Source organism: Curvibacter sp. EU05-FHT14A10, assembly GCF_058791075.1.
The window spans coordinates 82512-108726 of sequence record NZ_JBYTDE010000013.1 but is presented as its reverse complement, the minus strand read 5'-3'; the positions used below and the strand labels follow the sequence as shown (position 1 = coordinate 108726).

Annotated in this window: 26 protein-coding genes; 11 read left to right on the top strand and 15 right to left on the bottom strand. The window is 67.8% G+C overall.

Going from position 1 to position 26215, the window contains the following annotated elements:
- Positions 1 to 44: 44 nt before the first annotated feature.
- A complete protein-coding gene (locus tag AC3WUT_RS22185; protein ID WP_492349260.1) occupies positions 45 to 578 on the bottom strand; it encodes a MarR family winged helix-turn-helix transcriptional regulator in 534 nt (177 codons plus the stop codon).
- Entirely contained in the window at positions 575 to 1534 is a 960-nt protein-coding gene (locus AC3WUT_RS22180; RefSeq protein WP_492349259.1) for a GSU2403 family nucleotidyltransferase fold protein, read from the bottom strand. The genes AC3WUT_RS22185 and AC3WUT_RS22180 overlap by 4 nt, the downstream gene beginning before the upstream one ends.
- A 217-nt stretch (positions 1535 to 1751) precedes the next feature.
- Between AC3WUT_RS22180 and AC3WUT_RS22175 the strand changes: the two genes are divergently transcribed.
- Together AC3WUT_RS22175 and AC3WUT_RS22170 are read left to right on the top strand one after the other, a co-directional pair.
- Positions 1752 to 2762 (top strand): Bug family tripartite tricarboxylate transporter substrate binding protein, encoded by a 1011-nt coding sequence (locus tag AC3WUT_RS22175; RefSeq protein WP_492349258.1) that lies wholly within the window; start codon positions 1752 to 1754, stop codon positions 2760 to 2762.
- 25 nt (positions 2763 to 2787) lie between these two features.
- Complete coding sequence (locus AC3WUT_RS22170; protein ID WP_492349257.1) at positions 2788 to 4125, top strand: sulfatase family protein; 1338 nt, start codon at positions 2788 to 2790, stop codon at positions 4123 to 4125.
- A gap of 16 nt (positions 4126 to 4141) precedes the next feature.
- On the opposite strand, the gene AC3WUT_RS22165 is transcribed toward AC3WUT_RS22170, so the two are convergent.
- Complete coding sequence (locus AC3WUT_RS22165; protein ID WP_492349256.1) at positions 4142 to 4753, bottom strand: TetR/AcrR family transcriptional regulator; 612 nt, start codon at positions 4751 to 4753, stop codon at positions 4142 to 4144.
- Positions 4754 to 4860: 107 nt separating this feature from the next.
- Here AC3WUT_RS22165 and AC3WUT_RS22160 point away from each other — a divergent pair, with 107 nt between their 5' ends.
- The 8 genes from AC3WUT_RS22160 (at position 4861) to AC3WUT_RS22125 (ending at position 12306) form a co-directional block, all read left to right on the top strand.
- On the top strand, positions 4861 to 5328 hold the full coding sequence (locus AC3WUT_RS22160; RefSeq protein ID WP_492349255.1) for a nuclear transport factor 2 family protein: 468 nt from the start codon (positions 4861 to 4863) through the stop codon (positions 5326 to 5328).
- Between the two features lie 61 nt (positions 5329 to 5389).
- Positions 5390 to 6595: a sensor histidine kinase gene (locus AC3WUT_RS22155; RefSeq protein WP_492349254.1), complete on the top strand. Its 1206-nt coding sequence runs from the start codon at positions 5390 to 5392 to the stop codon at positions 6593 to 6595.
- Positions 6592 to 7296, top strand: coding sequence for a response regulator (locus AC3WUT_RS22150; protein WP_492349253.1), 705 nt, complete (start codon positions 6592 to 6594; stop codon positions 7294 to 7296). The genes AC3WUT_RS22155 and AC3WUT_RS22150 overlap by 4 nt, the downstream gene beginning before the upstream one ends.
- A gap of 155 nt (positions 7297 to 7451) precedes the next feature.
- On the top strand, positions 7452 to 8870 hold the full coding sequence (locus tag AC3WUT_RS22145) for a CmpA/NrtA family ABC transporter substrate-binding protein (RefSeq protein ID WP_492349252.1): 1419 nt from the start codon (positions 7452 to 7454) through the stop codon (positions 8868 to 8870).
- 3 nt (positions 8871 to 8873) lie between these two features.
- The gene (gene ntrB / locus AC3WUT_RS22140; RefSeq protein WP_492349251.1) at positions 8874 to 9770 is read left to right on the top strand and encodes a nitrate ABC transporter permease; all 897 of its coding nucleotides are present in this window, start codon (positions 8874 to 8876) and stop codon (positions 9768 to 9770) included.
- Entirely contained in the window at positions 9760 to 10629 is an 870-nt protein-coding gene (locus AC3WUT_RS22135) for an ABC transporter ATP-binding protein (RefSeq protein WP_492349250.1), read from the top strand. The genes ntrB and AC3WUT_RS22135 overlap by 11 nt, the downstream gene beginning before the upstream one ends.
- 109 nt (positions 10630 to 10738) lie before the next feature.
- Positions 10739 to 11182, top strand: a complete 444-nt coding sequence (cynS, locus tag AC3WUT_RS22130) for a cyanase (RefSeq protein ID WP_492349249.1) — start codon at positions 10739 to 10741, stop codon at positions 11180 to 11182.
- A 68-nt stretch (positions 11183 to 11250) separates the two neighbouring features.
- Entirely contained in the window at positions 11251 to 12306 is a 1056-nt protein-coding gene (locus AC3WUT_RS22125) for an RNA methyltransferase (RefSeq protein ID WP_492349248.1), read from the top strand.
- A gap of 8 nt (positions 12307 to 12314) precedes the next feature.
- On the opposite strand, the gene AC3WUT_RS22120 is transcribed toward AC3WUT_RS22125, so the two are convergent.
- The 12 genes from AC3WUT_RS22120 to AC3WUT_RS22065 all read right to left on the bottom strand — a co-directional run bounded on the left by AC3WUT_RS22120 (position 12315) and on the right by AC3WUT_RS22065 (position 24675).
- Entirely contained in the window at positions 12315 to 12920 is a 606-nt protein-coding gene (locus AC3WUT_RS22120) for a hypothetical protein (RefSeq protein ID WP_492349247.1), read from the bottom strand.
- A gap of 135 nt (positions 12921 to 13055) precedes the next feature.
- Complete coding sequence (locus AC3WUT_RS22115; RefSeq protein ID WP_492349246.1) at positions 13056 to 14351, bottom strand: FAD-dependent oxidoreductase; 1296 nt, start codon at positions 14349 to 14351, stop codon at positions 13056 to 13058.
- Positions 14348 to 15487 carry an acyl-CoA dehydrogenase family protein gene (locus tag AC3WUT_RS22110; protein WP_492349245.1) on the bottom strand — a complete coding sequence of 380 codons (1140 nt, stop codon included), beginning with the start codon at positions 15485 to 15487 and terminating at the stop codon, positions 14348 to 14350. Before AC3WUT_RS22110 ends, AC3WUT_RS22115 begins: the two co-directional genes overlap by 4 nt.
- Positions 15488 to 15540: 53 nt before the next feature.
- A complete protein-coding gene (locus tag AC3WUT_RS22105; protein WP_492349244.1) occupies positions 15541 to 16104 on the bottom strand; it encodes an OsmC family protein in 564 nt (187 codons plus the stop codon).
- A gap of 216 nt (positions 16105 to 16320) precedes the next feature.
- Positions 16321 to 17958, bottom strand: coding sequence for a sigma-54 interaction domain-containing protein (locus tag AC3WUT_RS22100; protein WP_492349243.1), 1638 nt, complete (start codon positions 17956 to 17958; stop codon positions 16321 to 16323).
- Positions 17959 to 18014: 56 nt separating this feature from the next.
- Positions 18015 to 19034, bottom strand: coding sequence for a hypothetical protein (locus tag AC3WUT_RS22095; protein ID WP_492349242.1), 1020 nt, complete (start codon positions 19032 to 19034; stop codon positions 18015 to 18017).
- A gap of 92 nt (positions 19035 to 19126) precedes the next feature.
- A complete protein-coding gene (locus AC3WUT_RS22090) occupies positions 19127 to 19795 on the bottom strand; it encodes a histidine phosphatase family protein (protein WP_492349241.1) in 669 nt (222 codons plus the stop codon).
- Positions 19796 to 19896: 101 nt separating this feature from the next.
- The gene (locus tag AC3WUT_RS22085; RefSeq protein ID WP_492349240.1) at positions 19897 to 20880 is read right to left on the bottom strand and encodes a threonine dehydratase; all 984 of its coding nucleotides are present in this window, start codon (positions 20878 to 20880) and stop codon (positions 19897 to 19899) included.
- Positions 20877 to 21833, bottom strand: a complete 957-nt coding sequence (locus tag AC3WUT_RS22080) for a PhzF family phenazine biosynthesis protein (RefSeq protein ID WP_492349239.1) — start codon at positions 21831 to 21833, stop codon at positions 20877 to 20879. The genes AC3WUT_RS22085 and AC3WUT_RS22080 overlap by 4 nt, the downstream gene beginning before the upstream one ends.
- Before the next feature lie 78 nt (positions 21834 to 21911).
- Positions 21912 to 23108 carry an aminotransferase-like domain-containing protein gene (locus AC3WUT_RS22075; protein ID WP_492349238.1) on the bottom strand — a complete coding sequence of 399 codons (1197 nt, stop codon included), beginning with the start codon at positions 23106 to 23108 and terminating at the stop codon, positions 21912 to 21914.
- Positions 23105 to 24073, bottom strand: coding sequence for a DMT family transporter (locus tag AC3WUT_RS22070; protein WP_492349237.1), 969 nt, complete (start codon positions 24071 to 24073; stop codon positions 23105 to 23107). Before AC3WUT_RS22070 ends, AC3WUT_RS22075 begins: the two co-directional genes overlap by 4 nt.
- Entirely contained in the window at positions 24070 to 24675 is a 606-nt protein-coding gene (locus tag AC3WUT_RS22065; protein ID WP_492349236.1) for a LysE family translocator, read from the bottom strand. The genes AC3WUT_RS22070 and AC3WUT_RS22065 overlap by 4 nt, the downstream gene beginning before the upstream one ends.
- 98 nt (positions 24676 to 24773) lie before the next feature.
- Between AC3WUT_RS22065 and AC3WUT_RS22060 the strand changes: the two genes are divergently transcribed.
- Positions 24774 to 26213, top strand: a complete 1440-nt coding sequence (locus AC3WUT_RS22060; protein ID WP_492349235.1) for an aminotransferase-like domain-containing protein — start codon at positions 24774 to 24776, stop codon at positions 26211 to 26213.
- The last annotated feature ends 2 nt before the right edge of the window (positions 26214 to 26215 follow it).

The window sequence follows — 26215 nt, the reverse complement described above, 5'->3', positions numbered from 1 at the left end:
TTGCCGCAAGCCCTGTTCGCATTTTGCGAAGTCAGGGGTGGGCGTCAGCCCGGGGGACGTCGCCGGCCCAGGTGCCGGGCGGCCTTGGGGCTGTCGGGTTCCTGGGCCTGGTTCAGCACCAGGGCTTGCTGCTGCAGGCGGGCCAAGGCCTGATCCAGGGCATCGACCTCGGGCGTGCTGAGCACCTGCAGCAACTGGGTGTTGAGCAGGCGCACCTGGGGCATCAATTCCATCACCAGGGCCTCGCCTGCAGGCGTCAGCCAGAGCAGGGCGCGGCGGTGGTCGCCGGGGCGGGGCTCGCGCCGCACCAGTTGCTTGGCCAGCAACTGCCCCAGCGCCTTGGAGGTGCGCGCCCGGTCGAGTTGCACCCGATCCGCCAGTTCGGACGGACCCAGGCCCTGCTGCTGCCACAGCAGCGACAAGACCGACCATTCGCGCCGGGTGATGCCATAGCGCCCCTCGCACAGGCGCACCACCGCCGCGCCCCCGACCGCCAACAAGCGGCTCAGGCGAAACAGCAACATGTCGTCGATGGCCTGGGGCTGGCGCAGGCGGGAGGGGGAAGGGGAAGGGGTCATGGCGTGTTCGGCGTCGCGAGGTGGGGCAGGTAGTGCTGCAGCAGGGTTTCAGTCACGGTGGCCTGCAAGGCATCCCGGCGGCGTTTGAGGGGGTCTCGTTCGGGCAGTTCGCTCATCCAGCGCTTGAACTGGATGAAGGTGGCTGGGTGCAAGGTGTTCATGCGGGCCATCCGCCCGTTGCTGGCCACGATGACGGCTGAAAAGGGGGGGCTGTCCATCAGCACCTGAGCGCGTCGAGCCTGTGTGACCCAGAAATCGTCCTCGTCGTCGCTCAATCGCAGTGGGTGGGGGTCGTCTCCGGCCTGCATGCGACGCAGGATGTCCACCTCGAAGCCCTCCTGGTTCACGGCGGTGTAGCGCTGCAGGCTCCGGATTCGGAAGCTGGGGTCCACCTTTTGCAGCACGCCCAGCATGGAGCTGTCTACCCGGGCCAGGGCGGTGGCAAACCGCAGGCGTCGCCGCACGTCCCACAGCAAATCGATGTCGCGCGTGGCCACGGCGTCGCTGTCCACCATCACCCCCGCCGCTGCTTCGTAGGCATACAGCGCATGGGTTTCCACCACCCTGAAAAAGCCTTGCAGATGGGTTTGGGCCAAGCGGTCCAGCACCGCCACCACCAGGGGGTCTACCCGCCCCACCCGCAAGGCCCGGTTGAGCCGTTGCTGTTCTGTCAGCTTGGTCTTCAGGGCGCTCAGGCGCGCGGTGGATGCCGCCTTTCGGTCCTGAAACTGCCGATAGATCTGCTCCGTCTCTGCATTGCGTGGACCCAGGCTTTTCTCGCCTCCGCCGGTCTGTGTGCGAATCAGGTAGCTCAACTCTGGGGCCCTGGCCGGGCCTTTGTGCCAGTACATCCCGCCGCGCAACTGGTCTGCTTGTGACCGCGCTTCTTCATGCGCCTCGAAAACGGCCAGCGCGTCGATGTACTGGCGTGCCTGAGAAGCATTGAGTTCGCGCATTTCGGTTAAAAATCAGAAAATTTAAAAATATACCGAAATCATATATAAATCAAAGGCTTAATGATTTTTTAAAAAGGCCTTCAAGAAAGAAATGAGACCGGATTTGTGGACCTCAGGGTTTTCAGGGGCATGGATTGATTTCATCAACTGAAGGGTGCGCTTCTAAAGTACTCCCAGCCCGCCACGCGGCCCTGTGACCCTGATGTTGAGCCTGCCCATGCCGAATTCTCACGAACCCTTGCCCCAACTGGCGCTCCGTCGCCGACATGTCCTGGGCATGCTTGCGGCCTTGCCCTTCGCGGCGAAGGCGCAGGGCAATGACTTCGCGTCGCGCCCCACGCGCGTGCTGGTCGGCATCCCGGCCGGTGGCACTCAGGATGTGCTGACCCGGGCGCTGGCCCAGGCGGTGCGGGGCACCTTGGGGCCCTGGGTGCTGGAGAACAAGGCCGGGGCCGCTGGGCGCATTGCGGTCGAGACGGTGAAGAACGCCGAGCCCGACGGCCATACCTTGCTGCTGGGCACCGCTGGCCTCATGACCATGTTCCCTCACGCCTACCCCAAGTTGGCCTACGACCCCTTCAAGGACTTCGTTCCTCTGGTGAATGCCGCCAGCTTCGAGCTGGCCCTGGTCGTCCACCAGTCCGTGCCGGCCAATACCCTGGCCGAGTTTGTCGCCTGGGCCAAGACGCAGGGCTCACAGGGCGAACAGTTGAGCTTTGCCTCCTACGGGGCGGGCACGCCTTCGCACTTTCTGGGCGAGATGCTGAACCGGGCGGTGGGTTTGCGCATGCTGCATGTGCCCTACAAGGGCTCGACACCGGCCCGGCAGGACGTCATGGGTGGCACGGTGCCGGTCTACTTCGACACGGTGGGCGGTGCCTTGTCGATGCTGCCCTCCGGACGGGTCAAGGTGCTGGCCACCAGCGGCAGCCGCCGCTCACCGGCCCTGCCCAGCGTGCCCACCTTTGTCGAATTGGGCTACCCCGATGTCATTGCCTCGGCCTGGTTTGCCTATTTCGCACCGGCCCGTACCCCCGAGCCCATCGTGGCCTTGCTGCGCCGCGAGCTGCTGAAGGCCGTCAACAGCCGAGAAGTGCGCCAGCAGTTGCTGCCCAATGGCATGTACCCGGTGGGGGACGGCCCCGAGGCCTTGCTGCAGACCATGCGCGAAGACAGCGCCCGCTGGGGCCGTATCATGAAGTCGGTTGGCTTCGTGGCGGCCGATTGAGCGCCGCCCAACCCATTTCCATCGAATGACTCCACCCATGTCCGCCTCGTCCCAACGCCCCAACATCATCTTCATCGTGGCCGACGATCTCGGCTACGCCGACCTCGGCTGCTATGGCGGCCGTGAGCCCGTCTCGCCGGTGCTCGACAGCCTGGCCGAGCAGGGCCTGCGCTTCACCCAGGGCTACTCGAACTCGCCGGTGTGCTCGCCCACGCGCTTTGCCATGATCACGGCGCGCTACCAGTACCGGCTGCGCGGCGCCGCCGAAGAGCCCATCAACAGCAAGAGCCGCGGCAGCACCACCCTGGGCCTGCCCACCGAGCACCCCACGCTGCCCTCTCTGCTCAAGGCCAGCGGCTACAACACCGCGCTGATCGGCAAGTGGCATCTGGGCTATCCACCCGCATTCGGCCCTTTGCGTTCGGGTTACGACGAGTTCTTCGGGCCCATGTCGGGCGGCGTCGACTATTTCACCCACTGCGATTCGCGCGGCACCCACGATCTGTGGTTCGGCGAAGAGGAGCACCAGCAAGAGGGTTACCTGACCGATCTGCTGTCTGACCGGGCGGTGGACTGGGTGAACCGCATGGCCCCGGCAGCCCAGGCCGGCCAGCCGTTTTTCCTGAGCCTGCATTACACGGCGCCGCACTGGCCCTGGGAGACCCGCGACGACGAGGCCCTGGCGCAAGAGGTCAAGGACAACCTGTTCCACCTGCATGGCGGCAACATCCATACCTACCGCCGCATGATCCACCACATGGACGAGGGCATCGGCCGCGTGATGGCCGCGCTGCGCGCGCAGGGATTGGCGGACAACACCCTGGTGGTCTTCACCAGCGACAACGGCGGCGAGCGCTTCTCGGACAACTGGCCCTTGGTGGGCGGCAAGATGGACCTCACCGAGGGTGGCATCCGTGTGCCCTGGATCGCCCACTGGCCCGCAGCCATCGCCCCGGGGCGCGTCAGCGACCAGCATTGCCTGACCATGGACTGGTCGGCCACCATGCTGGCTGCGGCTGGCGTGGCGGCGCACCCGGATTACCCGCTCGATGGGGTTTCTCTGTTGCCCGTGTTGCGCGATGAGGCCCCGGCCTTCGAGCGGCCCATGTTCTGGCGCATGAACCACCGCGGCCAGCGGGCCGCCCGCCTGGGCGACTGGAAGTACCTGCGCGTGGATGGGCACGACTACCTGTTCAACATCCCGGCCGATGAGCGCGAACGCGCCAACCATGCCAGCCGCCAGCCCGAACGCCTGGCCGAACTGCGTGCCGCCTGGGCGGCCTGGGAGGCCACCATGCCCCCCATCCCCGACGACGCCACGGTCAGCCTGGGTTACGGCGCCAAGGACATGCCCCAGCGCTGAGCGACCGGCCTGCGCTTCAGCTTGGGGTGAGGGCTGCCAGCAAGCGCTCCAGCCCCGCCAGCGCCTGTTCCACGGCCACACCGCCGGTCTGGGCGCGCACGATGGCCCCATCCGCCGCCAGGCCGGCCGCCTCGGCCAGGGCGTGGGCGTCGGGGCGCCCGACCAGCAAGGTTTCAATCGCGCCCACCATGTCCTGCTTGTGGGCGGCCGAGATGGCCAGCGCATCGCCCAGCCCCCCACCCAGTTCCGCCACCGCATTGATGAAGGCACAACCCCGGAAGCCTGGCTCGCGCAGCCATTCGCCCAGGGCCGCTGCCAGGGGGTGCAGGGGGTGGCGAAGGCGTTCTGCCGGGCTCTGAGCCTCCCGGTGTCTCGCCAGGGCGGCCTGGAACCAGCCCATCCAGCGTTCGTGGCGATAGGCCAGAAAGGCGCGGATCAGTTCGTCCTTGGCCGGAAAGTGCCGGTAGAACGTGACCTTGGTGACCCCCGCCGCCGCAATCACCCGGTCCACCCCGGTGGCGCGCAGGCCGTCGCGGTAGAACAGCTCATGGGCGGCCAGCAGAATGCGCTCGCGGGCCGGCAAGCTGGGGTCGAGCACGAAGGGCGCTGAAAAAGAATCTTCTGTCATGTCGATGATTGTAGACAGGTCTGTCTACATGGATTAGAGTTGTAAGTAGACAGATCTGTCTACATGCAGGATTTTCTGCCCCAACCTTCCTTTGACGGAGCCCTTTCATGGAAACCAAGCCCCCGCTGCCCCCCTTCACCGCCGAGACGGCGGTGCAAAAAGTCCGCCTGGCCGAAGATGCCTGGAACTCCCGCGACCCGGCTCGCGTGGCCCAGGTCTACACCGAGGACACGGTGTGGCGCAACCGGGCCGAGTTTCCGGTCGGGCGTGAGCAGGCCCGCCAGTTCCTGGAGCGCAAGTGGGCTCGCGAGTTGGACTACCGCCTGATCAAGGAGCTGTGGGCGTTCACCGGCGAGCGCCTGGCCGTGCGCTTTGCCTACGAGTGGCATGACGATTCCGGCCAGTGGTACCGCAGCTACGGCAATGAAAACTGGGAGTTCAACCCCCAGGGCCTGATGCAGCGGCGCTTTGCCAGCATCAACGACATGCCGATCCGGGCGGACCAACGCCTGTTCCACTGGCCACTGGGCCGCCGGCCTGACGATCACCCGGGCCTGAGCGAGCTGGACCTCTGAGCAGGCAAGAGGTCAAGCGGCCATGCACCAAACTGGCACAGGCGTTGCTTGATGCCGGGGCATGGTCGCCCGCTTCAACATCCCCCCCGGTACCGATGCCTTGTGGCAGCAGCGCCTGAGCCTGCTGCTCGATTCGACTGACGAGGGCATGTTCGGCATTGACCTGCAGGGCGATTGTGTCTTCATCAACCGGCCCGGGGCCAGCCTGATCGGCTACGAGCCCGCCGAACTGCTGGGGCGCAACATGCATGCGCTGACCCACCACAGCCATGCCGATGGCCGGCCCTACCCGGACCGCGACTGCCCGATCTTCAACGCCTTCCGCCAGGGCTTGCCCTGCCGCATCGACTCCGAGGTGTTCTGGCGACGCGACGGCAGCAGTTTCCCGGTCGAGTACTCCAGCCAGCCCATCCTTGACGGGACCGAGGTGCGCGGTGCGGTCATCACCTTTGTCGACATCACCGAGCGGCGCCGTGCGGCCCAGGCCTTGCAGCGTGCCCACGACGCCCTGCAGCGCAGCAACGATGTGCTGGAGCAGCGCGTGCAACAGCGCACCCTGGCGCTCAGCGAGGCCCTGGTGCGCCTGCGCGAACTCTCGGCCTACTCCGAGCGCGTGCGGGAGGACGAGCGCACCCGAATCGCCCGCGAGGTGCACGACGAACTGGGCAGCCTGCTGGTGGCCCTGAAGATGGACGTCAACTGGCTGCACAAGCGCTTGGGTGAGCAGGCGGCCCGCGAGCCCGAGGCGGCGCAGGATATGCGCGGCCAGATGCGCTGCAAATGCCAGAACATGAGCCGCCTGATCGAGAACGCCGTCGACAACGTGGGTCGCATCATCACCGACCTGCGCCCCAGCATCCTGGACCACCAGGGCCTGTGGGCGGCGCTGGAATGGCAGGCCCACGAGTTCGCCCAGTCGGCCGAGCTGGCGCTGGAGTGGTGCATGAGCGTGCCCGAAACGCTGAGCCTGCCTGAGCCGGCCGCGATGGCGGTGTTCCGCATCTTCCAGGAGATGCTGAGCAACGTGGGCCGCCATGCCCATGCCAGCGCGATCGACATCCTGATCGAGCAGCGCGATGCCCAACTGCACCTGCGCGTGCAGGACAACGGCGTGGGCGCCAGCCCGCAGGCCCTGGAGTCACCCACTGCCTACGGCGTCATGGGCATGCGCGAGCGGGCGCGCCACCTGGGCGGCCTGCTGTTGATCCAGAGCGCACCGGGCGAAGGCTCGTGTTTTCACTTGCAGATTCCGCTGGAGACGCCATGAACCTGGCTGCGACCGCCCCCGCCCCGATCCGCTTGTTGCTGGCCGATGACCACCTGATCGTGCGCCAGGGGCTCAAGCAGGTGCTCGGCGATCCGGCCAATGGTCAGCCCGAGATCACGGTGCTGGCCGAGGCCGCCACCGGCCCCGAGGCCCTGACCCAGATCGAGGCCCTGCAGGGCCCGGCCGGGCTGGACCTGGTGCTGCTGGACATCGCCATGCCCGGGCTCGACGGGCTGGAGGTGCTGCAGCAATTGCGCCGCCAATGGCCCGCCTTGCCGGTGCTGATGCTCAGCACCTACCCCGAGAAACAGTACGCCGTGCGCTGCATCAAGCTGGGGGCGGCCGGCTACCTCAACAAGAGTGCTGACCCCGACGACATGGTGGTCGCGGTGCGCAAGGTGGCCGCCGGTGGCCGCTACCTCAGCGAGGCCACGGCCGAAGCCCTGGCCGGAGCCCTGTCACGCACCACCCTGGCGCCCAGCACGCCGGCCGCGGTCATGGCCGCCATCGATGCCCTGTCACACCGCGAGCACCAGGTGTTCCGCCTGCTCACCAGCGGGCATTCGGTGAGCGAAATTGGTGCACAGCTCAAGCTGGCGCCCAACACCGTGAGCACCTACCGGGCCCGCATCCTCGAAAAGACCGGGGCCCGCAACGATGTCGAGCTGGCCTTGCTGGCGCGCAGCGCTTCTGGAGCCTGAAAAGCCGTCGGCTGCAATCGATTTGTAGGGCTGGCCCTACAGGGTGTCGACATGCCGGGCACGAAATGCAGTGGATCCCCGTCAACGCGCCACTTGGGCGGCAACTTGGCCCGCGCTTTGCGTAGCGCATCACATCCTGATCAACGAGGTGTGCCATGTCCGAGTTCTTTTCGCCCTACGATGCCGACCGCCCCCTGATGCTCAAGTGCAGCTGCGGGCGTGAGCACACGGTGGCCGACCATCAAGCAGAAGTCACTGCCGAAGCGGCCGCCGCCACACTGCGCCAGCGCAGCCTGAGCAGCGAGTTCGAGGCCTACAGCAACGAGTTCATCGAAGCCACCCTGGTCAAGGCCTTGTTTCCGCAGGATGCCTTGCGGCGCCGCTTCCTGCGCGCGGTGGGCAAGGGCACGGCCATGGCCGCCATCAGCAGCGTGCTGCCTGTGGCCAGCCTGCAGGCCATGGCCCAGGAGGCCGGCAAGGGCGGCACCAACCTCGAAAAGAAAGACCTGAAGATCGGCTTCATCCCGATCACCTGCGCCACCCCGCTGATCATGGCCCACCCCCTGGGCTTCTACAAACAGCAGGGTCTGAATGTGGAGGTCACCAAGACCGCGGGCTGGGCGCTGATCCGCGACAAGATCATCAACAAGGAATACGACGCCACCCACTTCCTCAGCCCGATGCCGCTGGCCATGTCGCTGGGCCTGGGCTCGAACGCCACCCCCATGAACGTGGCCACCATCCAGAACATCAATGGCCAGGCCATCACCCTGGCCCTGAAGCACAAGGACAACCGCGACCCGAAGAACTGGAAGGGCTTCAAGTTCGCCATTCCTTTCGAGTTCAGCATGCACAACTTCCTGCTGCGCTACTACCTGGCCGAGGCCGGCCTCAACCCCGACACGGACGTGCAACTGCGCGTGGTGCCGCCGGCCGAGATGGTGGCCAACCTGCGGGCCGGCAACATCGATGGCTTTCTGGGCCCGGACCCCTTCAACCAGCGCGCCGTGTACGAAGAGGCCGGCTTCATCCACCTGCTGACCAAGGACCTGTGGAACGGCCACCCCTGCTGTGCCTTCGGCACCAGTGCCGAGTTCATCCAGAAGAACCCGAACACCTTCGCCGCCCTGTACCGTGCGGTGCTGACTTCGGCGGCCATGGCCCGCGACCCCAAGAACCGCGAACTGATCGCCAAGGTGATTGCCCCGCAGGCCTACTTGAACCAACCCGAGGTGGTGCTGCAGCAGGTGCTGACCGGCAAATTTGCCGACGGCCTGGGCAACATCCGCAACGTGCCCGACCGGGCCGACTTCGACCCCATGCCCTGGCAGAGCATGGCCGTCTGGATGCTGACCCAGATGCAGCGCTGGGGCTACATCAAGGGGGCGGTCAACTACAAGCAGATCGCCGAGAAGGTGTTCCTGCTGACCGATGCCAAAAAGCAGATGAAGGCCCTGGATCAGAAGGTGCCCGAAGGCGGCGCCTACCCCAAGTTCAACATCATGGGCAAAGAGTTCGACGCGGCCAAGGCCGAGGCCTATGCCAAGAGCTTTGCCATCAGCAAGGGGACCTGAGCCATGAGCCCCTTCAAATCCCTGGGCTTCCGCGCCGGCGTGCTGTCGGTGCTGATGCTGCTGGTCCTGCTGGCAGTGTGGCGCACCGCCACCCTGCCCGATGCGCCGGCGGCGGCGCCGGCCAAGGCCTTGAGCGCCGAACAGATCGAGTACCTCAAGATGATGGGCAAGGACCCGGCGGCCGCAGCCCCGGCCGAAGCCGGCGGCAGCGCCAAGTCGGGGGGCTTTCCGACCCCGTTGCAGACCGCCACCGCGGCCTGGCAGCACCTGCGTGACCCGTTCTACGACAAGGGTCCCAACGACAAGGGCATCGGCATCCAACTGGCCTACTCGCTGGCGCGGGTCGGCCTGGGTTTTGGCCTGGCTTGCCTGGTGGCCATCCCGCTGGGCTTCGTGATCGGCATGTCGCCCCTGCTGCGCCGGGCCTTTGACCCCTTCATCCAGGTGCTCAAGCCCATCAGCCCGCTGGCCTGGATGCCGCTGGCGCTCTACACCATCAAGGACTCGTCGATCTCGGGCATCTTCGTGATCTTCATCTGCTCGATCTGGCCCATGCTGGTCAACACCGCCTTCGGCGTGGCTTCGGTCAAGCGCGAATGGCTCAACGTGTCGGCCACCCTGGAGGTCAACCCGCTGCGCCGGGCCCTGCTGGTGATCCTGCCGGCCGCGGCCCCCACCATCCTCACCGGCATGCGCATCAGCATGGGCATCGCCTGGCTGGTGATCGTGGCGGCCGAGATGCTGGTGGGCGGCACCGGCATCGGCTACTTCGTCTGGAACGAGTGGAACAACCTGTCGCTCACCAGTGTGATCTTCGCCGTGCTCGTCATCGGTGTCGTGGGCATGCTGCTGGACCTGGCCTTTGGCCGGCTGCAGAAGGCGGTGACCTATGTGGAGTGATCTCGGCAGCCGTGTCGCGCAGGCGGGGTTGGCCGGGCCCCAAGCAGCAGAAAGGAACCCCAAGGTGGATGGATTTCTGAAAGTCGAAGCATTGAGCAAGGCCTACGATCCGGCCCGCCCGGTGTTCTCGGACGTGTCCTTCTCGCTGGCGCGGGGAGAGTTCGTCTGCATCATCGGCCATTCGGGTTGTGGCAAGACCACCATCCTCAACGTGCTGGCCGGCCTGGACCAAGCCAGCTCGGGCTATGCCTACATGGACGGGCGCGAGATCGCCGGCCCCAGCCTGGAGCGGGGCGTGGTGTTCCAGAGCCATGCCCTGATGCCCTGGCTCACCGTGCGCCAGAACATCGCCTTCGCGGTCAAGTCGCGCTGGCCCGAGTGGAATGCCGCCAAGGTCAACGTGCACCTCGAGAAGTTCGTCGAGATGGTAGGCCTGAGCGCGGCCATCGACAAGAAACCCTCGGCCCTGTCGGGGGGCATGAAGCAGCGCGTGGGCATTGCCCGGGCCTTCAGCATCAGCCCCAAGATGTTGCTGCTCGACGAGCCCTTCGGGGCGCTGGATGCACTGACCCGCGGCACCATCCAGGACGAGCTGATGGGCATCGTGCGCCAGACCCAGCAGACCGTGTTCATGATCACCCACGATGTGGACGAGGCCATTCTGCTGGCCGACCGCATCCTGCTCATGAGCAACGGCAACGACACCCCCCAGGGCTACCGCCCCGGTGGGCTGGCCGAGGTGGTGGTCAACCCCTTGCCGCGTGAGCGCAGCCGGGCCAGCCTGCACCACCTCGACGGCTACTACGAACTGCGCAACCACGTGGTCGATTTCCTCGTCAGCCGCGCCCGGGCGCACTGAGCTTCCACCCCGAACCGGGTGCTTCAAGCCGCGGCCTGCCGGTCGCGGCGGGGCAGCGCTCGGCCCGGGACTTCCAACCTGTTTCCCCGTGTTCTTCAAAGGAGCCAACATGAACCGCAACGACATCACTGAAAAAATCATCACCACCAAGGTGCAAAAAGGCATCAAGTGGGAGGCCGTGGCCAAGAAGCTGGGCCAGTCCAAAGAGTGGACCACCGCCCTGTGCCTGGGCCAGATGACCGCCACACCCGAGCAGGCCAAGGTGCTGGGCAAGATCTTCGGCTTGACCGCCGACGAGCAGAAATGGCTGTGCGTGGTGCCTTACAAGGGCTCGCTGCCCACCCCCGTGCCCACCGATCCGCTGATCTACCGCTGGTATGAGATCGTGAGCGTCTACGGCAGCACCATCAAGGAGCTGATCCATGAGGAGTTCGGCGACGGCATCATGAGCGCCATCGACTTCAGCATGGACATCCAGCGCCAGGCCGACCCCAAGGGCGACCGCGTGAACGTGGTGCTGTCGGGCAAATTCCTGCCCTACAAGACCTACTGAGGCGCCCCGCGGGGCGGGCGCAGGCGTTAAGCTCGGGGCCGTTTTCCTCTGAGGCCCCGGTTTTCTCCATGCGCATCGAATCCATCCGCCAGCAACTGCGCGCCCATGGCGCCGGCCCCGCCCACGAGCAGCGGGTGCTGCGCCTGTGGGCCCAGGCCAAGCCGCAGGACAGCGGCCGGCGGCGGCTGGAAGACTTCATGCCGACGACGGTGCGTGAGTTGCTGCCCGCCTTGAGCGCCGAGCTGGCCGGCCTGGCCACGCTGCGTTCGCAACACCCGGGCGAAGACGGCTCGGCCCGCCTGCTGGTGGCGCTGGCCGATGGCCAGACCGTGGAGAGCGTGCTGTTGCCGCGCGACGGCCTGTGCGTGTCCACCCAGGTGGGCTGTGCGGTGGGTTGCGTGTTCTGCATGACCGGGCGCGAGGGCCTGCTGCGCCAGGTGGGCAGCGCCGAGATCGTGGCCCAGGTCGCCCTGGCGCGCTCGCTGCGGCCGGTCAAGAAAGTGGTGTTCATGGGCATGGGCGAGCCCGCCCATAACCTGGACAACGTGCTCGAAGCCATCGACCTGCTGGGCACGGTGGGCAACATCGGCCACAAGAACCTGGTGTTCTCCACCGTGGGCGACCCGCGGGTGTTCGAACGCCTGCCCCAGGGGCGGGTCAAGCCGGCGCTGGCCTTGTCCTTGCACACCACGCGCGCCGAGCTGCGCGAGCAACTGTTGCCGCGCGCCCCGCGCATCAGCCCCGATGAACTGGTGGACCAGGGTGAGCGCTATGCCCGCGCCACCGGCTACCCGATCCAGTACCAGTGGACACTGATTGACGGCGTCAACGACAGCCAGGAAGAACTCGATGGCATCGTGCGCCTGCTGCAAGGCAAGTACGGCGTGCTCAACATGATCCCCTACAACAGCGTGCCCGATCTGCCCTTTCAACGCCCCAGCTGGGAGCGTGCCGCCGAGATTGCCCGCCACCTGCACCGGCGCGGTGTGTTGACCAAGCTGCGCCAGTCGGCCGGGCAGGATGTGGAGGGGGGCTGTGGCCAGTTGCGGGCGCGCAGCCAGGCTGAAGCGCCGCAGCAGCCTGTGCATTGGGCGCCCCGGCCTGAGAACGTCAACACGTTCTGAAGGCCTGCTCAGTGGCGCGATGACTGCATCGGGTCCAGCCGCTCGCCGCGCAGCAGGGCCACGGGCGAGCGCCAGTAGATCTGCACGTTGTGGATCGGATCGGTGATGATCTTGAAGGCCCAGGCCAGGCCCCAGGCCGGGCTGCGCAGCACGAACAGGTGCAGCGTGCGCAGCAGCAGCCCCGTCACCCCCAGGGCCAGCCACAACAGGCCCACGTCGTGGGCATAGCCGGCCAGGCCAGCGCCCGGGTGGATCAGCCCGAACAGGTCAGGCCGCAGGGCCAGCAGCACCGGCAGCGCCAGCCACACCCCGATCAGGATGGCCTTGCGGCGCATGTTGTAGCCGACCTTGATGGCTTCCTTGTGGGCATCGCTGGCCTGGTTCACGGTGTCGTAACCGCGGGGCTCGAAGAAGATGTGCCCCGATTGGCGCGTCACCATGCCGACCAGCCAACCCACCATCGCGGCCGCCGCCGGGTCGACGAACAGCAGGCCGTAGGCGCACAGAAAGCTGATCGCGCTGATCAGGTGCAGCGTCTGGTTGATGCGGCACTGGTGGTAATAACGGTGGTCGTCCCAGCGCAGGGTGTCGACTTTCTGCAGGAAATCACGCACGGCAAACTCCTAGGTCATGAAAAAGGAATGACCGCAGCGTGACCGGCCCGCATGAAAGTGAATTGACAGCGGGGTGACCGGGCGATGTCACATGGCCTTTCCTTGATCTGGATCGAATCCCGAGCGGGTGGGCGTTCAGTGCAGGGTCAGCGGCTGTGAGCTGGTCTTGACCCGCACCACCGCGGGCCGGGCTTCGTAGCCCACGGACGTCCGGCCCAGCAGGGCCGCCGTCAAGGTGCTGACCTGGCGGGCGATCGGTTCGATGTAGCGGCTGGCCGCCCCGTCGACCGTGATGCAGTCGCCCAGGGCGTGGATGCCGGGCTGGCTGGTGGCCAGCGTGACCGGGTCCACTGCAATCCCGTCGCGCCAATGCAAGCCGGCGCTGCGTGCCAGCCGGCCGGGCGTTTGCAGGCCTGCGGCCACCACCACCTGGTCCACCTCGTGGTGCTGGCCGCCAGCGGTGTGCACCTGGTAGCGCCCGCTGGTGGCCGAGCGGGTCACCTGGGCCACGGTCTGGGCACCCTCGAAGGTGATGGGCAGGCCCTTCCAGGCGGCCAGCAATTGGGCCCCGGCTGCCTGGCTCTGCCAGCGGGCCAGGGGTTCGCGGGCCGCGTCGAGCAGGCGCACCCGGTGGCCGCCCAGGGCCAGGTCGTTGGCCAGTTCGCAACCGATCAGCCCGGCGCCCAGCACCAGCACGTCGCGCGGGCCGTCGCCCAGGGCCTGGCGCAGGCGCTGGTAGGCCGCCAGGTGGTTGATGCGCCAGCACAGACCGGGCGACAGCCCCGCCGGCAGCGCGGCCTCGGCCCCATGGGCCAGCACGAGTTGACGGTAGGGCAGGTTGCCCCGGGTGGTGCGCAGTTGTCGCGTCTCGACGCAGACGCGCACCGCGTGGGTGTGCGGGAGCAGGCGCAGGTTCAGTCGCCGGGCCGCTTCGGCCCCGCTTTCCTTGACCAGGCGCTCGGGGGCCAGGTGGCGTGCCAGTGCCACCGAGAGCAGCGGCTTGTCGTAGCGGTCGCCGCTGCAGGCACTGACCAGGGTGATGGGCAGCCCGGCATCGTGCTGGCGCAGGCTTTCGGCCAGTTGCCAGCCGGCCTTGCCAGCGCCCACGATGACAACGCCCGCATCGCCCCGGCGCACACGCACCAGGGGCGCCGAGGTGTTGGGCAAGGGCTGTCGATCGGTGCCCGGGCTGGGGGGCGTGTAGGGCGAGAAGTCGCTCTTGGTCACGCCGCACAGGGGGCAGGCCCAGTCCTCTGGGATGTCGGCAAAGCGGGTGCCCGGGGTCAGGCCGCTGTCCGGGTCGCCCAGGGCTTCGTCGTACAGGTAGCCGCAGGCGTGGCAGATGTAGGTCTGCCAGGCCGGGGCCAGGGCGTCGACCGCCAGGCCCACGGGGCTGGGGCGGGCATCGGGCTGGCGGGTTGGGGTGTTCATGCGGGCAACTCCTCGGCACTCAGGCGGGCGATTTCCTTGCGCAAGTGCTTGATGGCGGGCGTGACGATGGCCACGAAGTGCGATTCACGCACCCGGCGTTGCACCTCCGAGCTCATCAGGTAGCCCCGTGCGCCCTGGTGCATCAGGGCCGACTGGGCCGCACGCAGGCACAGTTCTGCGCCGTGGGCGCGGGCGTCCAGCACGTCGATGAAGAAGTCTTTGTCGGTGCTGTAGGGGGTGCAGGCCAGCTGCATGACGCGCGCGCTCAGCTCGTCGAGCTCGGCCTGCAAGGCGTCGGGCCGGTCTTCCAGGTACTGGTTGACGTGGCCCAACTGAGGTTCCACCGCCCACATCGAGTCGATGGCACCCTGGGTGATGCCCACGGCCATGCCGCATTGCAGCATCACGAAGGCGGCCCGGATGCGGGCAATGAAGGGGCGTGCCGGATCGGCCATGAGTTCGGCCTCACCCACGAACAGGTCTTTCACGCGCAGGGCATAGGTGGCCGTGCCCTCCATGCCTGAGAACGAGGGGCATTCGCGCAGTTCCACCCCGGGCGCGTCGCAGCGCAACAGGAACATGATCTCGTGCGCCGGGGCGGCGCCGTCCTGGGGCGATACGGCGGCAATGGCGCCGCAGTAGTGGTCCGGCCCCAGGTTGCTGACCCAGGGCAGGGTGCCACTGACCCGGTAGCCGCCGGCCACCGGGGTCGCCTTGAGCAACAGGCTTTCGATCTGCGCAAAGCTCTTCATGGGGTTGGACAGGGCGGTGCCGCCCAGGCGTTCACCGCGCACATGGGCGGCCAGCACCTCGCCACCCAGCGCGGGCTGGCCCGACTGTTGAAGGTACAGGCCGGCCACCGCCTGGCACCACATCATGAAGCCGGTGGCGCCGCACACCCGGGACACCTCGGCCATGGCCTGGATGGCCAGCGCGTAGTCGCCCGGCCCGTGCTCGCTGTCCAGGTGGGCACTCATGGCGCCAGCGCCGGCCAGGGCCCGCAGCACGTCGCGCGGGTACAGGCCCTCTCGATCAATGGCCTGCACCTGCTCGCGCAGGGGGCCCTGGGCCAGGGCTCGGGTGGCCGCCAGCAGGTCGCCGGCTCGAATTTCGGGGGGCAGGTCAGCGGGGTTCATGCTCAAGTCCTTGAGGTGGCTGCAGGGGCTGCGGAGCGGGCCGGTTCAAACCGTCAGTCAGCCAGGCTGATGGTGAACGGGATCGGGTTGCGCAAGGTGTTGGCCACCGGCGAGTAGAAGTTGGCGTGCTGCACGATGTCGTCCAGCACCTCGCGTGGGGCGTCGCCCTCGATCACCACCTTCACGCGAATGGCCTGGAAGCCCATTTCAGGCGGTGTCTTCTCAAGCGCGCCACCGGCGCCCCAGGCGGCCGGGTTGCCGATGTCGCCCTCCAGAAACACTTCCAGCTTGCTCAGCTTGATTTGCTTCCAGGTGGCCACGGCGGTGATCCCCACCGCCAGACAGCCGCCCAGGCCCGACAGCACGATCTCACCCGGCGCGGGGGCGGTGTCCTGGCCGAACAGGTGCAGGGGCTCGTCCACCACCACCGGGGTGTGCGTGCCCACGGTGCTGAGCGAGCGGTACTGGCCCTCCATCACCGTGTGGACTTTGTTGGTGCCGCGGCTGGCGGGGTTGGCCCGGCCCTTGGCGGCGAAGGCGGCCAGGCCCTCGCTGTCGATGGGGCGCAGGTAGGCCTTGACGGTGGTGGGGGTGGCGAGGGCGGAAGCGTCGGTCATGGGGTGGGTCCTTGATGGGGTGGGGGCAGGGCCATCGGCCCCGGCCTGCCTGCTTCATTGCAACCCACGTGCCAAGACCGGTTTGGCACGATCAAAACGCTTGAAACCAATATCCTGATTGAATTGTTTGCTCTGTATATGATAGCAAATTGAACGCCGATTGCGAATCGGCCAGGCCGCTTGTGTCGACCCAATGTCGACAATTTGTCGACCTGTTCAGCGCAGGCCGGCCTTGCGCAGACGGTAGGCAAACTGGCGCAGGGTCAGGCCCAGGCTCTGGGCCGCGCGGGACTGGTTGCCGTGGTGTTGTTGCAGGGCTTGTTGCAACTGGGCCACCGGGTGGGCGTGCACGCTCTGGTAATCGCGCACCAGCGGGGCGGGTGAGGCCTCATCGGCGGCGGCGGCCTCGGGCCAGCCCGCAGGGCCCGGCGGCCTGACCCGCATCGGCGGGGCGCCGGCCTGGCCACTGTTCTGGCTTTGGCGCAGCAGGCGCAGCAAATGGGGCTGGGTCACGGCACTGTGCTCGCTCAACAGGACCAGGCGCTCGATGAAATTGCCCAGCTCGCGGATGTTGCCGGGCCAATCCTGGTGCGTCAGGGCTTGCAGCGCCTCGGGTGTGAGGTTCACATTGCGCTGGTGGGCCTGATTGGCCCGGCTCACGAAATGCAGGGCCAGGGCCTGGATGTCCTCGCGCCGCTCGCGCAGCGAAGGCAGGCGGATCGGGATCACGTTGAGCCGGTAATACAGGTCCTGGCGGAAGCGGCCTGCCTGCACATCGGCCGACAGGTCGCGGTGGGTGGCGGCGACCAGGCGCACGTCCACCCGTTGTTCGCGGCGCCCACCCAGGCGCACCAGCGTGCCCTCTTGCAGCGTGCGCAGCAGCTTGGATTGCAGGCCCAGGGGCAACTCGCCGATCTCGTCGAGAAACAGGGTGCCGCCGTCGGCCTGCTCGAACCAGCCCGGGCGGGCCGCCACGGCGCCGGTGAAGGCCCCCTTCTCGTGCCCGAACAGCTCGGACTCGAACAGCGTCTCGGGGATGGCGGCACAGTTCACCTTGATGAAGGGGTGGTCACGCCGCCCGCTGGCCAGGTGCACCGCGCGAGCGAACAGCTCCTTGCCGGTGCCCGACTCCCCCAGCAGCAGCACGCTCACGCTGGCCTGAGAGACCTGCTCAAGCTCGCTCAGGGCCTGCAGCAGGGCGGGCGAACTGCCGATCAGCCCATAGCGTGCCGCATGGGTTTGCAGGGCGTGTGCCAGCTGGGTGTTGCGGGCTTCAAGCTGGCTCGTCTGCTCGCTCACCAGTTGCTGCAACTGCAGCAGTTGCCCGGCCAGGGTGGCCAGCACGCGCAGCAGCGCCAGGTCGTCGTTCAGGTGGCGCTGCCGGCTGCGGATGCGGTGGCAGGCCAGCACGCCCAGGGTCTGGCCCTTGGCCGTGATCGGCAGGGCGATGAAGGCGACGGTTTCGGGCGGCAGCTCGGCCCGGCGTACCGAGCGGAACAGAAACAAAGGCTCGTTGTCGATGTCCTGCACGAGGGCGGGTTGCCCGGTGGCCAGCACGCGCCCGGTGATGCCTTCGCCCACCGCATATCGGCCGCGCTGGGCTTCGGCGCGTGTGAGGCCATAGGCATGCTGGATGCGGGCCTGGGCCGACTCGGGCTCGCGCAGCACGATGCGGCCCCGGTTCAGGCCCAGCAGTTCGCTCATCAAGTGCAGCATCTCGCGCAACACGGTCTCGGGGCTGAGGCTGCGGCCGACCAGGCGCATCACTTCGTGCATCAGCAGCAGCTCCTGGGCGCGCCAGTCGGTGGTCGGCATCCGGGCGGAGGGCGGGTTCTGATCAGGGGGCTGGGCCATGCCGGCGGCCATGCAGTTGCCGTGCCAGCCCGAAGGAGGCGGTGTCCGAGGTGGGGTCAGAGCAGGATGTCGCTGCTGCCCGGGCACAGCAGGCGCGGAAATTCGCGCATGGGCAGCCAGGCAGCGGTGTGCTCCGGGCTGTGCCAGGGGGGCTGGCGGCTGAGGTCCGGCGGTGTTTCGAATTCGCGGTACTGGCCCTGGCCCAGGTAGATGGCCCAGCGTCCGCCGATGGGCCGCCGGGTATCCAGCATCCCGGGGCTGGGTGGTGGGCGCAGCCAGACGCGGTCGCCCGGCACCGCAAAGCCCGAGGGCAAGGGGGCTTCAGGGCTGCCGATCTGGCGCATCAGAGCCTGATGGAATTCGCAATCGCGCACCGGTCGGTGCTGGAAGCGGGCCTGCAAGCGGCTGTACAACGCCGGGTGGTGGCGGCGCGTTTCCTCGGCCAGACCCAGCAGCAGCACGTATTCCGAGGCGCGGTAGGGCGAGAGTGCAAACCCCGGGCCCTGGGCGGGTTGCAGCAGGGCCTGCAAGGCCGCCGTCAGGGGGCGCTCGGGGCGCAGCAGTGGGGGGTGGCCCGTTTGCAGCTGCCAATCTTCGGGCGGATGGCGCGGCCCGGTCGGGTCGGGGTGGAGCCGGGTGTCGCGTGCCGCCTGCACAATGCCCTGGCGCACCCGCACGGCGGCCGCCCATTCGGCATGGCTGGGAAACGTGAACGCCACCGGGCTGAGCAGCAGCGCCACCACGATCTCGCGCGCCAGATCGTCCGCGTGCCGGGGGTCCAGGGCCAGGGTTCTGGACAGGGCCCGGGTGTCATGGCCCGGCGCCCAGTGCTCGATCAGGGTCGGCTGCAGTGCCACCTGCATCGCGGGTGCCGTGGTGGCATCGCCCGCCAGCAATTGAACATCCACCAGGCTGGCCAGGCCCAGCTGCTGCAACTGCTCCATCAACTGCCAGTGGCCTTGCTGCAAGGCTGCCTTGCTGCTTCCCTGAAACACCACGCCGCAGGCCCCGGGCGGTGACGCCAGGGGAGGCTGCCCGGAGGGCGGAGGGTGGAGTTGGGTGGGCGCGCTCAGCATGTCCTCAGTATCGACAGGCTGATCGCAGCCATACAACCGTGAAAACCCGCCGCCGAGCACCGGCATCCCCCCTGGAAACCCGAAGCCCATGCTCAAGCGTGGGTGATCCAACTGGCGTAGTCGGGGTGGTCCAGATGGGGCAGGGTGTTGTAGGTGACCAACGAATGCCGCTTGGGGTTGAAGTGGAATTCGGTCACCGAACTGTTGCGGATGCGCAGGTTGAGTTCGATCGTGGCTTCAGGGGTGGTGCCCAGGATGTGGCCCACCGCAGTCGAGATGGGCCCACCGCTGGAGACCAGCAGGACGTTGCCCTCGCAGTTCTGGCGCACGTGGTCCAGGGCGCTGCTCACACCGTGCACGAAATCGTTGTAACTGGGCATGCCGCGGGGGCTGACCACCCCAGCCATCCATTGCGTCAGGCCGTCACGCAGCAGGCGAAAGTGGTGCCGATACAGTTCGGGGGTGTCCGGCTTGGGCAGGGGCATGGGGTGGATGGCCTGGATCACCGCCTCGCTGTCGTACTCGTTGAGGCCGGGCCACAGAACGGGCTGGGCCTGCCAGTCCAGGCCCCGGGCGATGCCGGCAAAGGTTTCCTGGTGGCGGCGCAAGGTGCCGGTGATGACGGCCTGGAACTCCAGACCCTTGCCTTTGAAGTACTCGCCCAGGCGTTCGCTCTGGCGGTGACCGAGCTCGCTGAGTCGGTCGTAATCATCGGCGCCAAACGAGGCCTGGCCATGGCGCACAAGGTAAAGGGTTCCCATGGGCGGATTCTGTCAAGCGCCCACAGACCGCACAGTCGCCGCGGCGACCGATTCGTCGGAAAACCGTCACATGGGTGACGGCACTGGGTGGCGCGGGTGCCTCAGGCGCCCGCCAACACCCCTGCCATCACGCCCGCATCGACATTGCCCCCCGACAGGGCCAGGCCCACGGTCTGGCCGCGCAGGGCGCTGCGCTCTTGCAGCGCGGCGGCCAGGGCGGCGGCGCCGGCACCTTCGGCCACGTTGTGGGTGTCGGTGAACAGCGCCCGCATGGCCTGGGCCACTTCGGCATCCGTGACCTGCACCAGGTGGTCCAGGCCGGGGCCCAGCACGGCCAGGGCGGCGGCATCGGCGACGCGGCAGGCCATGCCGTCGGCCAGCACGGTGCTGACCGGGGCTTCGACCACGCGGCCGGCCGCGATGGAGTCGGCGTAGGTGGTGGCATGGGCACTGACCACGCCGACGATGCGTGCGCGGTGGCCCAGGGCCTGTTTGGCGGCAATGGCCGAGCAGGCGCCCGAGCCCTGGCCGATGGGCACGTAGACCACGTCGAGCTCGGGCACGGCGCGCAGGAACTCCCACCAGTAGGTGCTGACACCGCGCAGCAGATCGCGGTGGAAGCTGGGCACCATGTGGGCCCCGCGGTCCTGGGCCAGTGCGATGGCGTGCTCGCGGGCGGCCTGGAAGTCGTCGCCGTGCTCGATCAGGTTCACCCCCAGGCAGCGCATGGCGGCGTTCTTCTCGGTGGAGTTGCCGTGCGGCACGACGATGGTGCAGGGCACGCCATGCGACCTGGCGGCCCAGCCGATGCTTTGGCCGTGGTTGCCCCGGGTGGCGCTGATCACCTCGCGCGGCAATTCGCCGCGCCGGGCGAGTTGGTCGAAGTAGGTCAGGCCGCCGCGGATCTTGAACGCGCCCACCGGGGTGTGGTTCTCGTGCTTGAGCCAGCAGGTAGTGCCCAGGCGCTCGCTCAGCAGGCCCCACTGATATTGAGGGGTGGCCGGGAAGGCGCGGTAGACCACCTCGGCGGCGGCTTCGATGTCAGCCAGGCTGGGCAGGCTGGCCTGGGGCAGTGCGGTGCTCACAGGTCCACCGTCCCTTCGATGCAGGTGACGCTGGCGCCGCCGACCCAGACCTGTTGCTGGTCGTCGCAGTCGATGTGCACCCGGCCTGCGCGGTCCAGGCAGGTGCCCTGGGCGGCCACGTAGTGGCGGGGGGCATGGCCGTCGGCGATCAGCCATTGGGCCAGGCTGGCGTTCAGGCTGCCGGTGACGGGGTCTTCCAGGATGCCGATGGGCGCGGCAAAGGCGCGCACCTCCAGCGTCGGGGCGGTGGGGTCTCCGGCGGGGGCGCTGCTGCTGCGCGGCGTGGCACCGAAGGCCCGGGCCTCACGGTTGGAGCGTGCGATCAGGCCGGTGCGCACCTCGGGGTGGTCGATGGCCACCACGCCGACCTTCTGGCCCAGGGCCTTGAGCTCCAGGTGATCGGGCTGCAGGCCCAGCACCGTCTGCGGGTGGTCCAGCAGCAGGCCCATCCAGACCGGGCCGTTGTCCAGCACCTGGGCCGCCAGCACCTGCTGGGGCTTCAGGCCCAGGGCTTTGGCCACCTGGGACAGCACGGTGGGGCTGGGGTCGCTGCGCCGCAGCGTGGGGGCGGCAAAGGCCAGGCGCTGCCCGGCGCCGCTGCCTTCGCGCCGGATGCGCACCAGGCCGACACGGCATTCCTGCACCACGTGGGCGGCCGAGCGCGGTTGGCCGCCGGCACGCAGCCAGGCGTGGCAGCTGCCCAGCGTGGGGTGGCCGGCAAAGGGCAGCTCACCGCCGGGGGTGAAGATGCGCACCTGGTAGTCAGCCCCCTGGGCGCGGCCCGCTTCGGTGGGGGGCAGCAGGAAGGTGGTTTCGGACAGATTGGTCCAGCGCGCAAAACGCTGCATGGCTTCATCGTCCAGGCCGCTGGCATCCAGTACCACGGCCAGCGGGTTGCCGTAACCGGCCGTTTGGGTGAAGACGTCGACTTGTTGGAAAGGGCGTTGACTCATGGGGCACTCGGGGATTCTTGGGGTGAGAGGGCGCCTGCCTCGGGGCAGGGGCTTCATCCCCGAGGCCAGGTGGTCGCGTCAGCCCAGCGCCTGGCGCAGGGTCTTGGCGAGGGCAGCGACGCCGATGTTGATCTGCTCGACGCTGGCGGTCACGAAGGACAGGCGCAGGGTGCGCGGGTCTCCGTGGTCGGCATAGAAGGGGGCCCCGGGCACGAAGGCCACGTTGTTCTCCACCGCCAGGGGCAGCAGCTTCACGCTGTCCAGCCCCTCAGGCAGGCGCAGCCACAGGAACATGCCACCCACGGGGCGGTTCCACTGCACACCCAGGCCAGCGAACTCGCGGTCCAGGGCGGCCAGCATGGCCTCGCACTGGGCCTTGTAGAGGGCGCGGATCTTGGGCACGTGGGTGTCCAGGAAGCCGTCCTTGATCACCTCGGCCACCATGCGCTGGTTGAAGGTGGGGGTGTGCAGGTCGGCCGCTTGTTTGGCTTGCAGCAGCTTGGGGTAGATGGCTTTGGGCGCCACGATGTAGCCCAGGCGCAGGCCTGGCGCCAGCACCTTGGAGAACGAGCCCAGGTAAATGGTGTTCTCGGGGTTGCGCGCGGCCAGGGGCAGGGCCGGCGGGGCGTCGAACCACAGGTCGCCGTAGGGGTTGTCCTCGACGATGGGCAGGCCGATCTCCGCGGCCTTGGCGGCCAGCGCGGCACGGCGCTCCTCGGTCATGGTGCGGCCGGTGGGGTTTTGGAAGTTGGGCAGCAGGTAGACGAAGCGGGCGCGGTCGGCCGCGCTGCCGTCACCGATGGCCTGGCGGGCCAGGTCTTCCGGATCCGGGCCTTGCTCGTCGCAGGCCACGTTGGCCACCCGGGGTTCCATGGGCGTGAAGGCCTGCAGGGCGCCCAGGTAAGTGGGGGTTTCCACCAGGATGCGGCTGCCGGTGTCGATCAGGATCTTGGCCACCAGGTCCAGGCCTTGCTGGCTGCCGGTGGTGATCAGCACCTGGTCGGGATCGACGTTCCAGGGCAGGTGGTCGGCGATGAACTGGCGCAGCACCGGCAGGCCTTCGCTGGAGGCATATTGCAGCGCGGCGGCGCCATCTTCGCGCAAGACCTTGGCGCTGGCGGCCGCGAAGGCCTCGATCGGGAAGGTCTTGGGCGACGGCAGCCCACCCGCAAAGCTGATGATGCCGGGCTTTTCCGTGACCTTCAGGATTTCACGGATGGCCGAGGGATTCATCTTTTGGGCGCGTGTGGACAGCGTCCAGCTGGGGGTGCTCATGAGGCGTTTCCTTTCGTTGGCAGGGAGCTCAAAACGTGATTGTCGGTGTTTGTGGGCGCGTTCACCGGCGACTTGCGTCCCAGGAACACGGTCAGCACCACGGCGGCGGCGAACAGCGCGGTGCCCAGGTCCAGTCGCTCGCCGAGCAAGGGCACGGCAAACAGCATGGACAAAAAGGGTTGCAGCAGTTGCACCTGGCTGACCCGCACGGTGCCCCCGAGGGCCAGCCCGCGGTACCAGGCAAAAAAGCCCAGCCACATCGAAAACAGGGCCACGTAGCCGAAGGCCAGCCAGGCCGAGGCAGGCAAGGCCTGTTCGGGGCGGCTGCCCCAGGCCAGCGGCAGCGTCAACGGCAGGCCCAGCAGCAGTGCCCAGCAGATCACATGCTCGGCCGGCATCTCGCGTGACAGGCGCCCGCCATAGGCGTACCCCACGGCGGCGCAGGCCATGGCCAGCAACAGCAGCCCGTCGGCCGGGCTCAGGCCCAGGCCCGTCCCCCCCGCATGGGTCAGCGCAAACACCACCACCAGGGCGCTGCCCAGGCCGGCCCAGGCCCAGAACTGCCACGAAGGCCGTTGGCGATGCAGCACGGCGCCCACGGCGGCGGTGGCCAGGGGCAACAGGCCCACGATCACGCTGGCGTGCACGGCCTGCACGTGGCGCATGGCCAGCGAGGTGAACAACGGAAAGCCGAACACCACGCCCAGCGCGGTCAGCAGCAGGGGCAGACGCTGCGCGGCGGTCGGCCAGTGCGCCCGGGTGGCCAGCAGGTAGCCGGCCGAAAGGATCGCCGCCACCACGGCGCGGCCCATGGCCACGAACAGGCCTGACATCAGGGGAGCCTCGGGGCTGCCCACGGCCAGCCGGGTCATGGGCAGGGTCAGGGCGAAGATGGCCACTCCCAGGGCACCCAGCCAGAGGCCGCGGCGCAACAGAGGGTCGGATCCCGTGCTGAGGTTGTTCACAGTGCGCTCCAGAGCAGCCAGGCCGCCGTGCCCGCCAGGGCGGCGGCCATGACGCGGTTGAACACCAGCAGGCGCTGGCCCTGGGCCAGCCAGTGCCGCAGCATCGAGCCCACCAGGGCGTAAGCCAGGTTGCTGAAGAACGCAAAGCACAGCATCACCGGCAGGATCAGCAAAAAGCGCTGCATTGGCTGCGCCTGGCCGGCCACAAAGCCCGCCACGATGGACAGGGCCAGCATCCAGGCCTTGATGTTGAGGAACTGCAGCATCACGCCCTGGCCGAAGGTGACTTGCAAGCGCGAGGCATCGGCCTGGGCCAGCTGGCGGCTGTTCATGAGGCGCGAGGCCAGCCACAGCAGGTAGGCGACACCGGTCGCCAGGATGGCCCAGCGCAAAGCTGGCAAGGCCAGGATCACGGCGCCCACCCCGGCCGAGCACAGCGCCAGCAGCAGCGACCAGCCCACCGGCACCGCCAGCACGAAACGCATCGCCCGGCGCAGGCCGAAGTTGGCCGCCAGGGCCGTCGACAGCGTGGTGTTGGGCCCGGGGGTGAAGCTGCTGGCAGTGGCCAGCAGCAGCAATGCGGAAAATTCTTGCCAGCTCATGTCGGTCACTTTATAGTTTTTGACCAACACAGGGCCAATACAGTTTGTTCGACATTTTCACAATCTGTATTGGCAAAACCTTCAATACAGTTTTGCCCATGCTGACGCGTCACGCCCAACAATCCCTGACCGAACAACTGGCCGAGCGCTTTGCCGAACGCATCCGGGCCCGTCTGCTGGCGCCCGGGGCACGCCTGCCTTCGGTGCGTGAATGCGCCCGCCAGCAAGGCGTGAGCGCCTACACCGTGGTGGCGGCCTACGACCAATTGCTGGCCCAGGGACTGGTGGAGGCGCGGCGTCAACGCGGTTTCTTTGTGCGCGATCTGGTCAGCCCCGAGCCGCCGGGCCCGACGCCTCAGCGCAGTGCCGCTGCCGGGGTGCTGGGCGAGGCCCTTCATGCCCTGCCTTCGGGCTCGCATGTGAACGCTGCGGCGCTGATCCGGGGCATGTTCCACCAGGCCTCGAACAAGCCACAGCCCGGCTCGGGGGTGCTGCCGCCGGACTGGCTGGAGACCACCTTCATGCCGGCGGCGGTGCGCAAGGTGACCAGCACACGGGCGCTGCAGGAGAGCTCCTTGCGTTACGGCGATCCGATGGGCGACGCCGAGCTGCGCCGGGTGCTGGCGCAGCGCCTGGCCGGCCTCAACATCCGGGCGCAGCCGCAACAGCTCATCACCACCGTGGGGGCCACGCACGCCCTGGACATCGTGAGCCGTACCCTGCTCAAGGCGGGTGATCCGGTGATGGTGGAGGAGCCGGGCTGGTCGGTCGAATTTGCCCGGCTCGATGCCCTGGGCATGCGCATCCTGCCCGTGCCGCGCCTGGCCGATGGCCCGGACCTGGCGGTGATGCAGCGCTACTGCGAGGTGCACGCCCCCAAGCTGTTCGTGAGTGTGAGCGTGTTCCACAACCCGACCGGTCACTGCCTGACCCCGGGCAGTGCTCACCGGGTGCTGCAACTGGCGACCCAGCATGATTTTCACATCGTCGAAGACGACACCTATGGCCACATTGCACCCGACCATGCCACCCGGCTGACCGTGCTCGATGGCCTGCAGCGCAGCATTTATGTCAGTGGCTTTGCCAAGATCCTGGCGCCCAACTGGCGGGTGGGATTTTTGGCGGCGCCACCCGATCTGGTGGAGCGCTTGCTGGACACCAAGCTGCTGGCCACGCTGACCACGCCCTCGCTGCTGGAAAAGGCCCTGGCCCTGTGCATCGAGCAGGGGCAACTGCGCCGCCATGCCGATCGCATCCGCACCCGGCTGGATGCCGCCCGGGCCCGCACGGTGAAGCTGGCGCTGCAGGCTGGCTGCACCTTTGTGGCCGAACCGGCCGGCATGTTCGGCTGGGTGGACACCGGGGTGGACACCGATGTGCTGGCGCAGCGCATGCTGGACGAGGGCTATCTGCTGGCACCGGGCGCGTTGTTCCACGCCAGCCGCAAACCGGGCACGCTGATGCGCATCAACTTTGCCACGGCGCAGGACGCCGCGTTCTGGAAGGTATTTGCCCGGGTGGTGGGCGAAAGCCGCTGAGG

Bases quoted from the DNA above. Each gene is read 5' to 3' on its own strand.
- AC3WUT_RS22185 (WP_492349260.1), bottom strand. From the start codon at position 578: ATGACCCCTTCCCCTTCCCCCTCCCGCCTGCGCCAGCCCCAGGCCATC.
- AC3WUT_RS22180 (WP_492349259.1), bottom strand. From the start codon at position 1,534: ATGCGCGAACTCAATGCTTCTCAGGCACGCCAGTACATCGACGCGCTG.
- AC3WUT_RS22175 (WP_492349258.1), top strand. From the start codon at position 1,752: ATGCCGAATTCTCACGAACCCTTGCCCCAACTGGCGCTCCGTCGCCGA.
- AC3WUT_RS22170 (WP_492349257.1), top strand. From the start codon at position 2,788: ATGACTCCACCCATGTCCGCCTCGTCCCAACGCCCCAACATCATCTTC.
- AC3WUT_RS22165 (WP_492349256.1), bottom strand. From the start codon at position 4,753: ATGACAGAAGATTCTTTTTCAGCGCCCTTCGTGCTCGACCCCAGCTTG.
- AC3WUT_RS22160 (WP_492349255.1), top strand. From the start codon at position 4,861: ATGGAAACCAAGCCCCCGCTGCCCCCCTTCACCGCCGAGACGGCGGTG.
- AC3WUT_RS22155 (WP_492349254.1), top strand. From the start codon at position 5,390: ATGGTCGCCCGCTTCAACATCCCCCCCGGTACCGATGCCTTGTGGCAG.
- AC3WUT_RS22150 (WP_492349253.1), top strand. From the start codon at position 6,592: ATGAACCTGGCTGCGACCGCCCCCGCCCCGATCCGCTTGTTGCTGGCC.
- AC3WUT_RS22145 (WP_492349252.1), top strand. From the start codon at position 7,452: ATGTCCGAGTTCTTTTCGCCCTACGATGCCGACCGCCCCCTGATGCTC.
- ntrB (WP_492349251.1), top strand. From the start codon at position 8,874: ATGAGCCCCTTCAAATCCCTGGGCTTCCGCGCCGGCGTGCTGTCGGTG.
- AC3WUT_RS22135 (WP_492349250.1), top strand. From the start codon at position 9,760: ATGTGGAGTGATCTCGGCAGCCGTGTCGCGCAGGCGGGGTTGGCCGGG.
- cynS (WP_492349249.1), top strand. From the start codon at position 10,739: ATGAACCGCAACGACATCACTGAAAAAATCATCACCACCAAGGTGCAA.
- AC3WUT_RS22125 (WP_492349248.1), top strand. From the start codon at position 11,251: ATGCGCATCGAATCCATCCGCCAGCAACTGCGCGCCCATGGCGCCGGC.
- AC3WUT_RS22115 (WP_492349246.1), bottom strand. From the start codon at position 14,351: ATGAACACCCCAACCCGCCAGCCCGATGCCCGCCCCAGCCCCGTGGGC.
- AC3WUT_RS22110 (WP_492349245.1), bottom strand. From the start codon at position 15,487: ATGAACCCCGCTGACCTGCCCCCCGAAATTCGAGCCGGCGACCTGCTG.
- AC3WUT_RS22105 (WP_492349244.1), bottom strand. From the start codon at position 16,104: ATGACCGACGCTTCCGCCCTCGCCACCCCCACCACCGTCAAGGCCTAC.
- AC3WUT_RS22100 (WP_492349243.1), bottom strand. From the start codon at position 17,958: ATGGCCCAGCCCCCTGATCAGAACCCGCCCTCCGCCCGGATGCCGACC.
- AC3WUT_RS22095 (WP_492349242.1), bottom strand. From the start codon at position 19,034: ATGCTGAGCGCGCCCACCCAACTCCACCCTCCGCCCTCCGGGCAGCCT.
- AC3WUT_RS22090 (WP_492349241.1), bottom strand. From the start codon at position 19,795: ATGGGAACCCTTTACCTTGTGCGCCATGGCCAGGCCTCGTTTGGCGCC.
- AC3WUT_RS22080 (WP_492349239.1), bottom strand. From the start codon at position 21,833: ATGAGTCAACGCCCTTTCCAACAAGTCGACGTCTTCACCCAAACGGCC.
- AC3WUT_RS22075 (WP_492349238.1), bottom strand. From the start codon at position 23,108: ATGAGCACCCCCAGCTGGACGCTGTCCACACGCGCCCAAAAGATGAAT.
- AC3WUT_RS22065 (WP_492349236.1), bottom strand. From the start codon at position 24,675: ATGAGCTGGCAAGAATTTTCCGCATTGCTGCTGCTGGCCACTGCCAGC.
- AC3WUT_RS22060 (WP_492349235.1), top strand. From the start codon at position 24,774: ATGCTGACGCGTCACGCCCAACAATCCCTGACCGAACAACTGGCCGAG.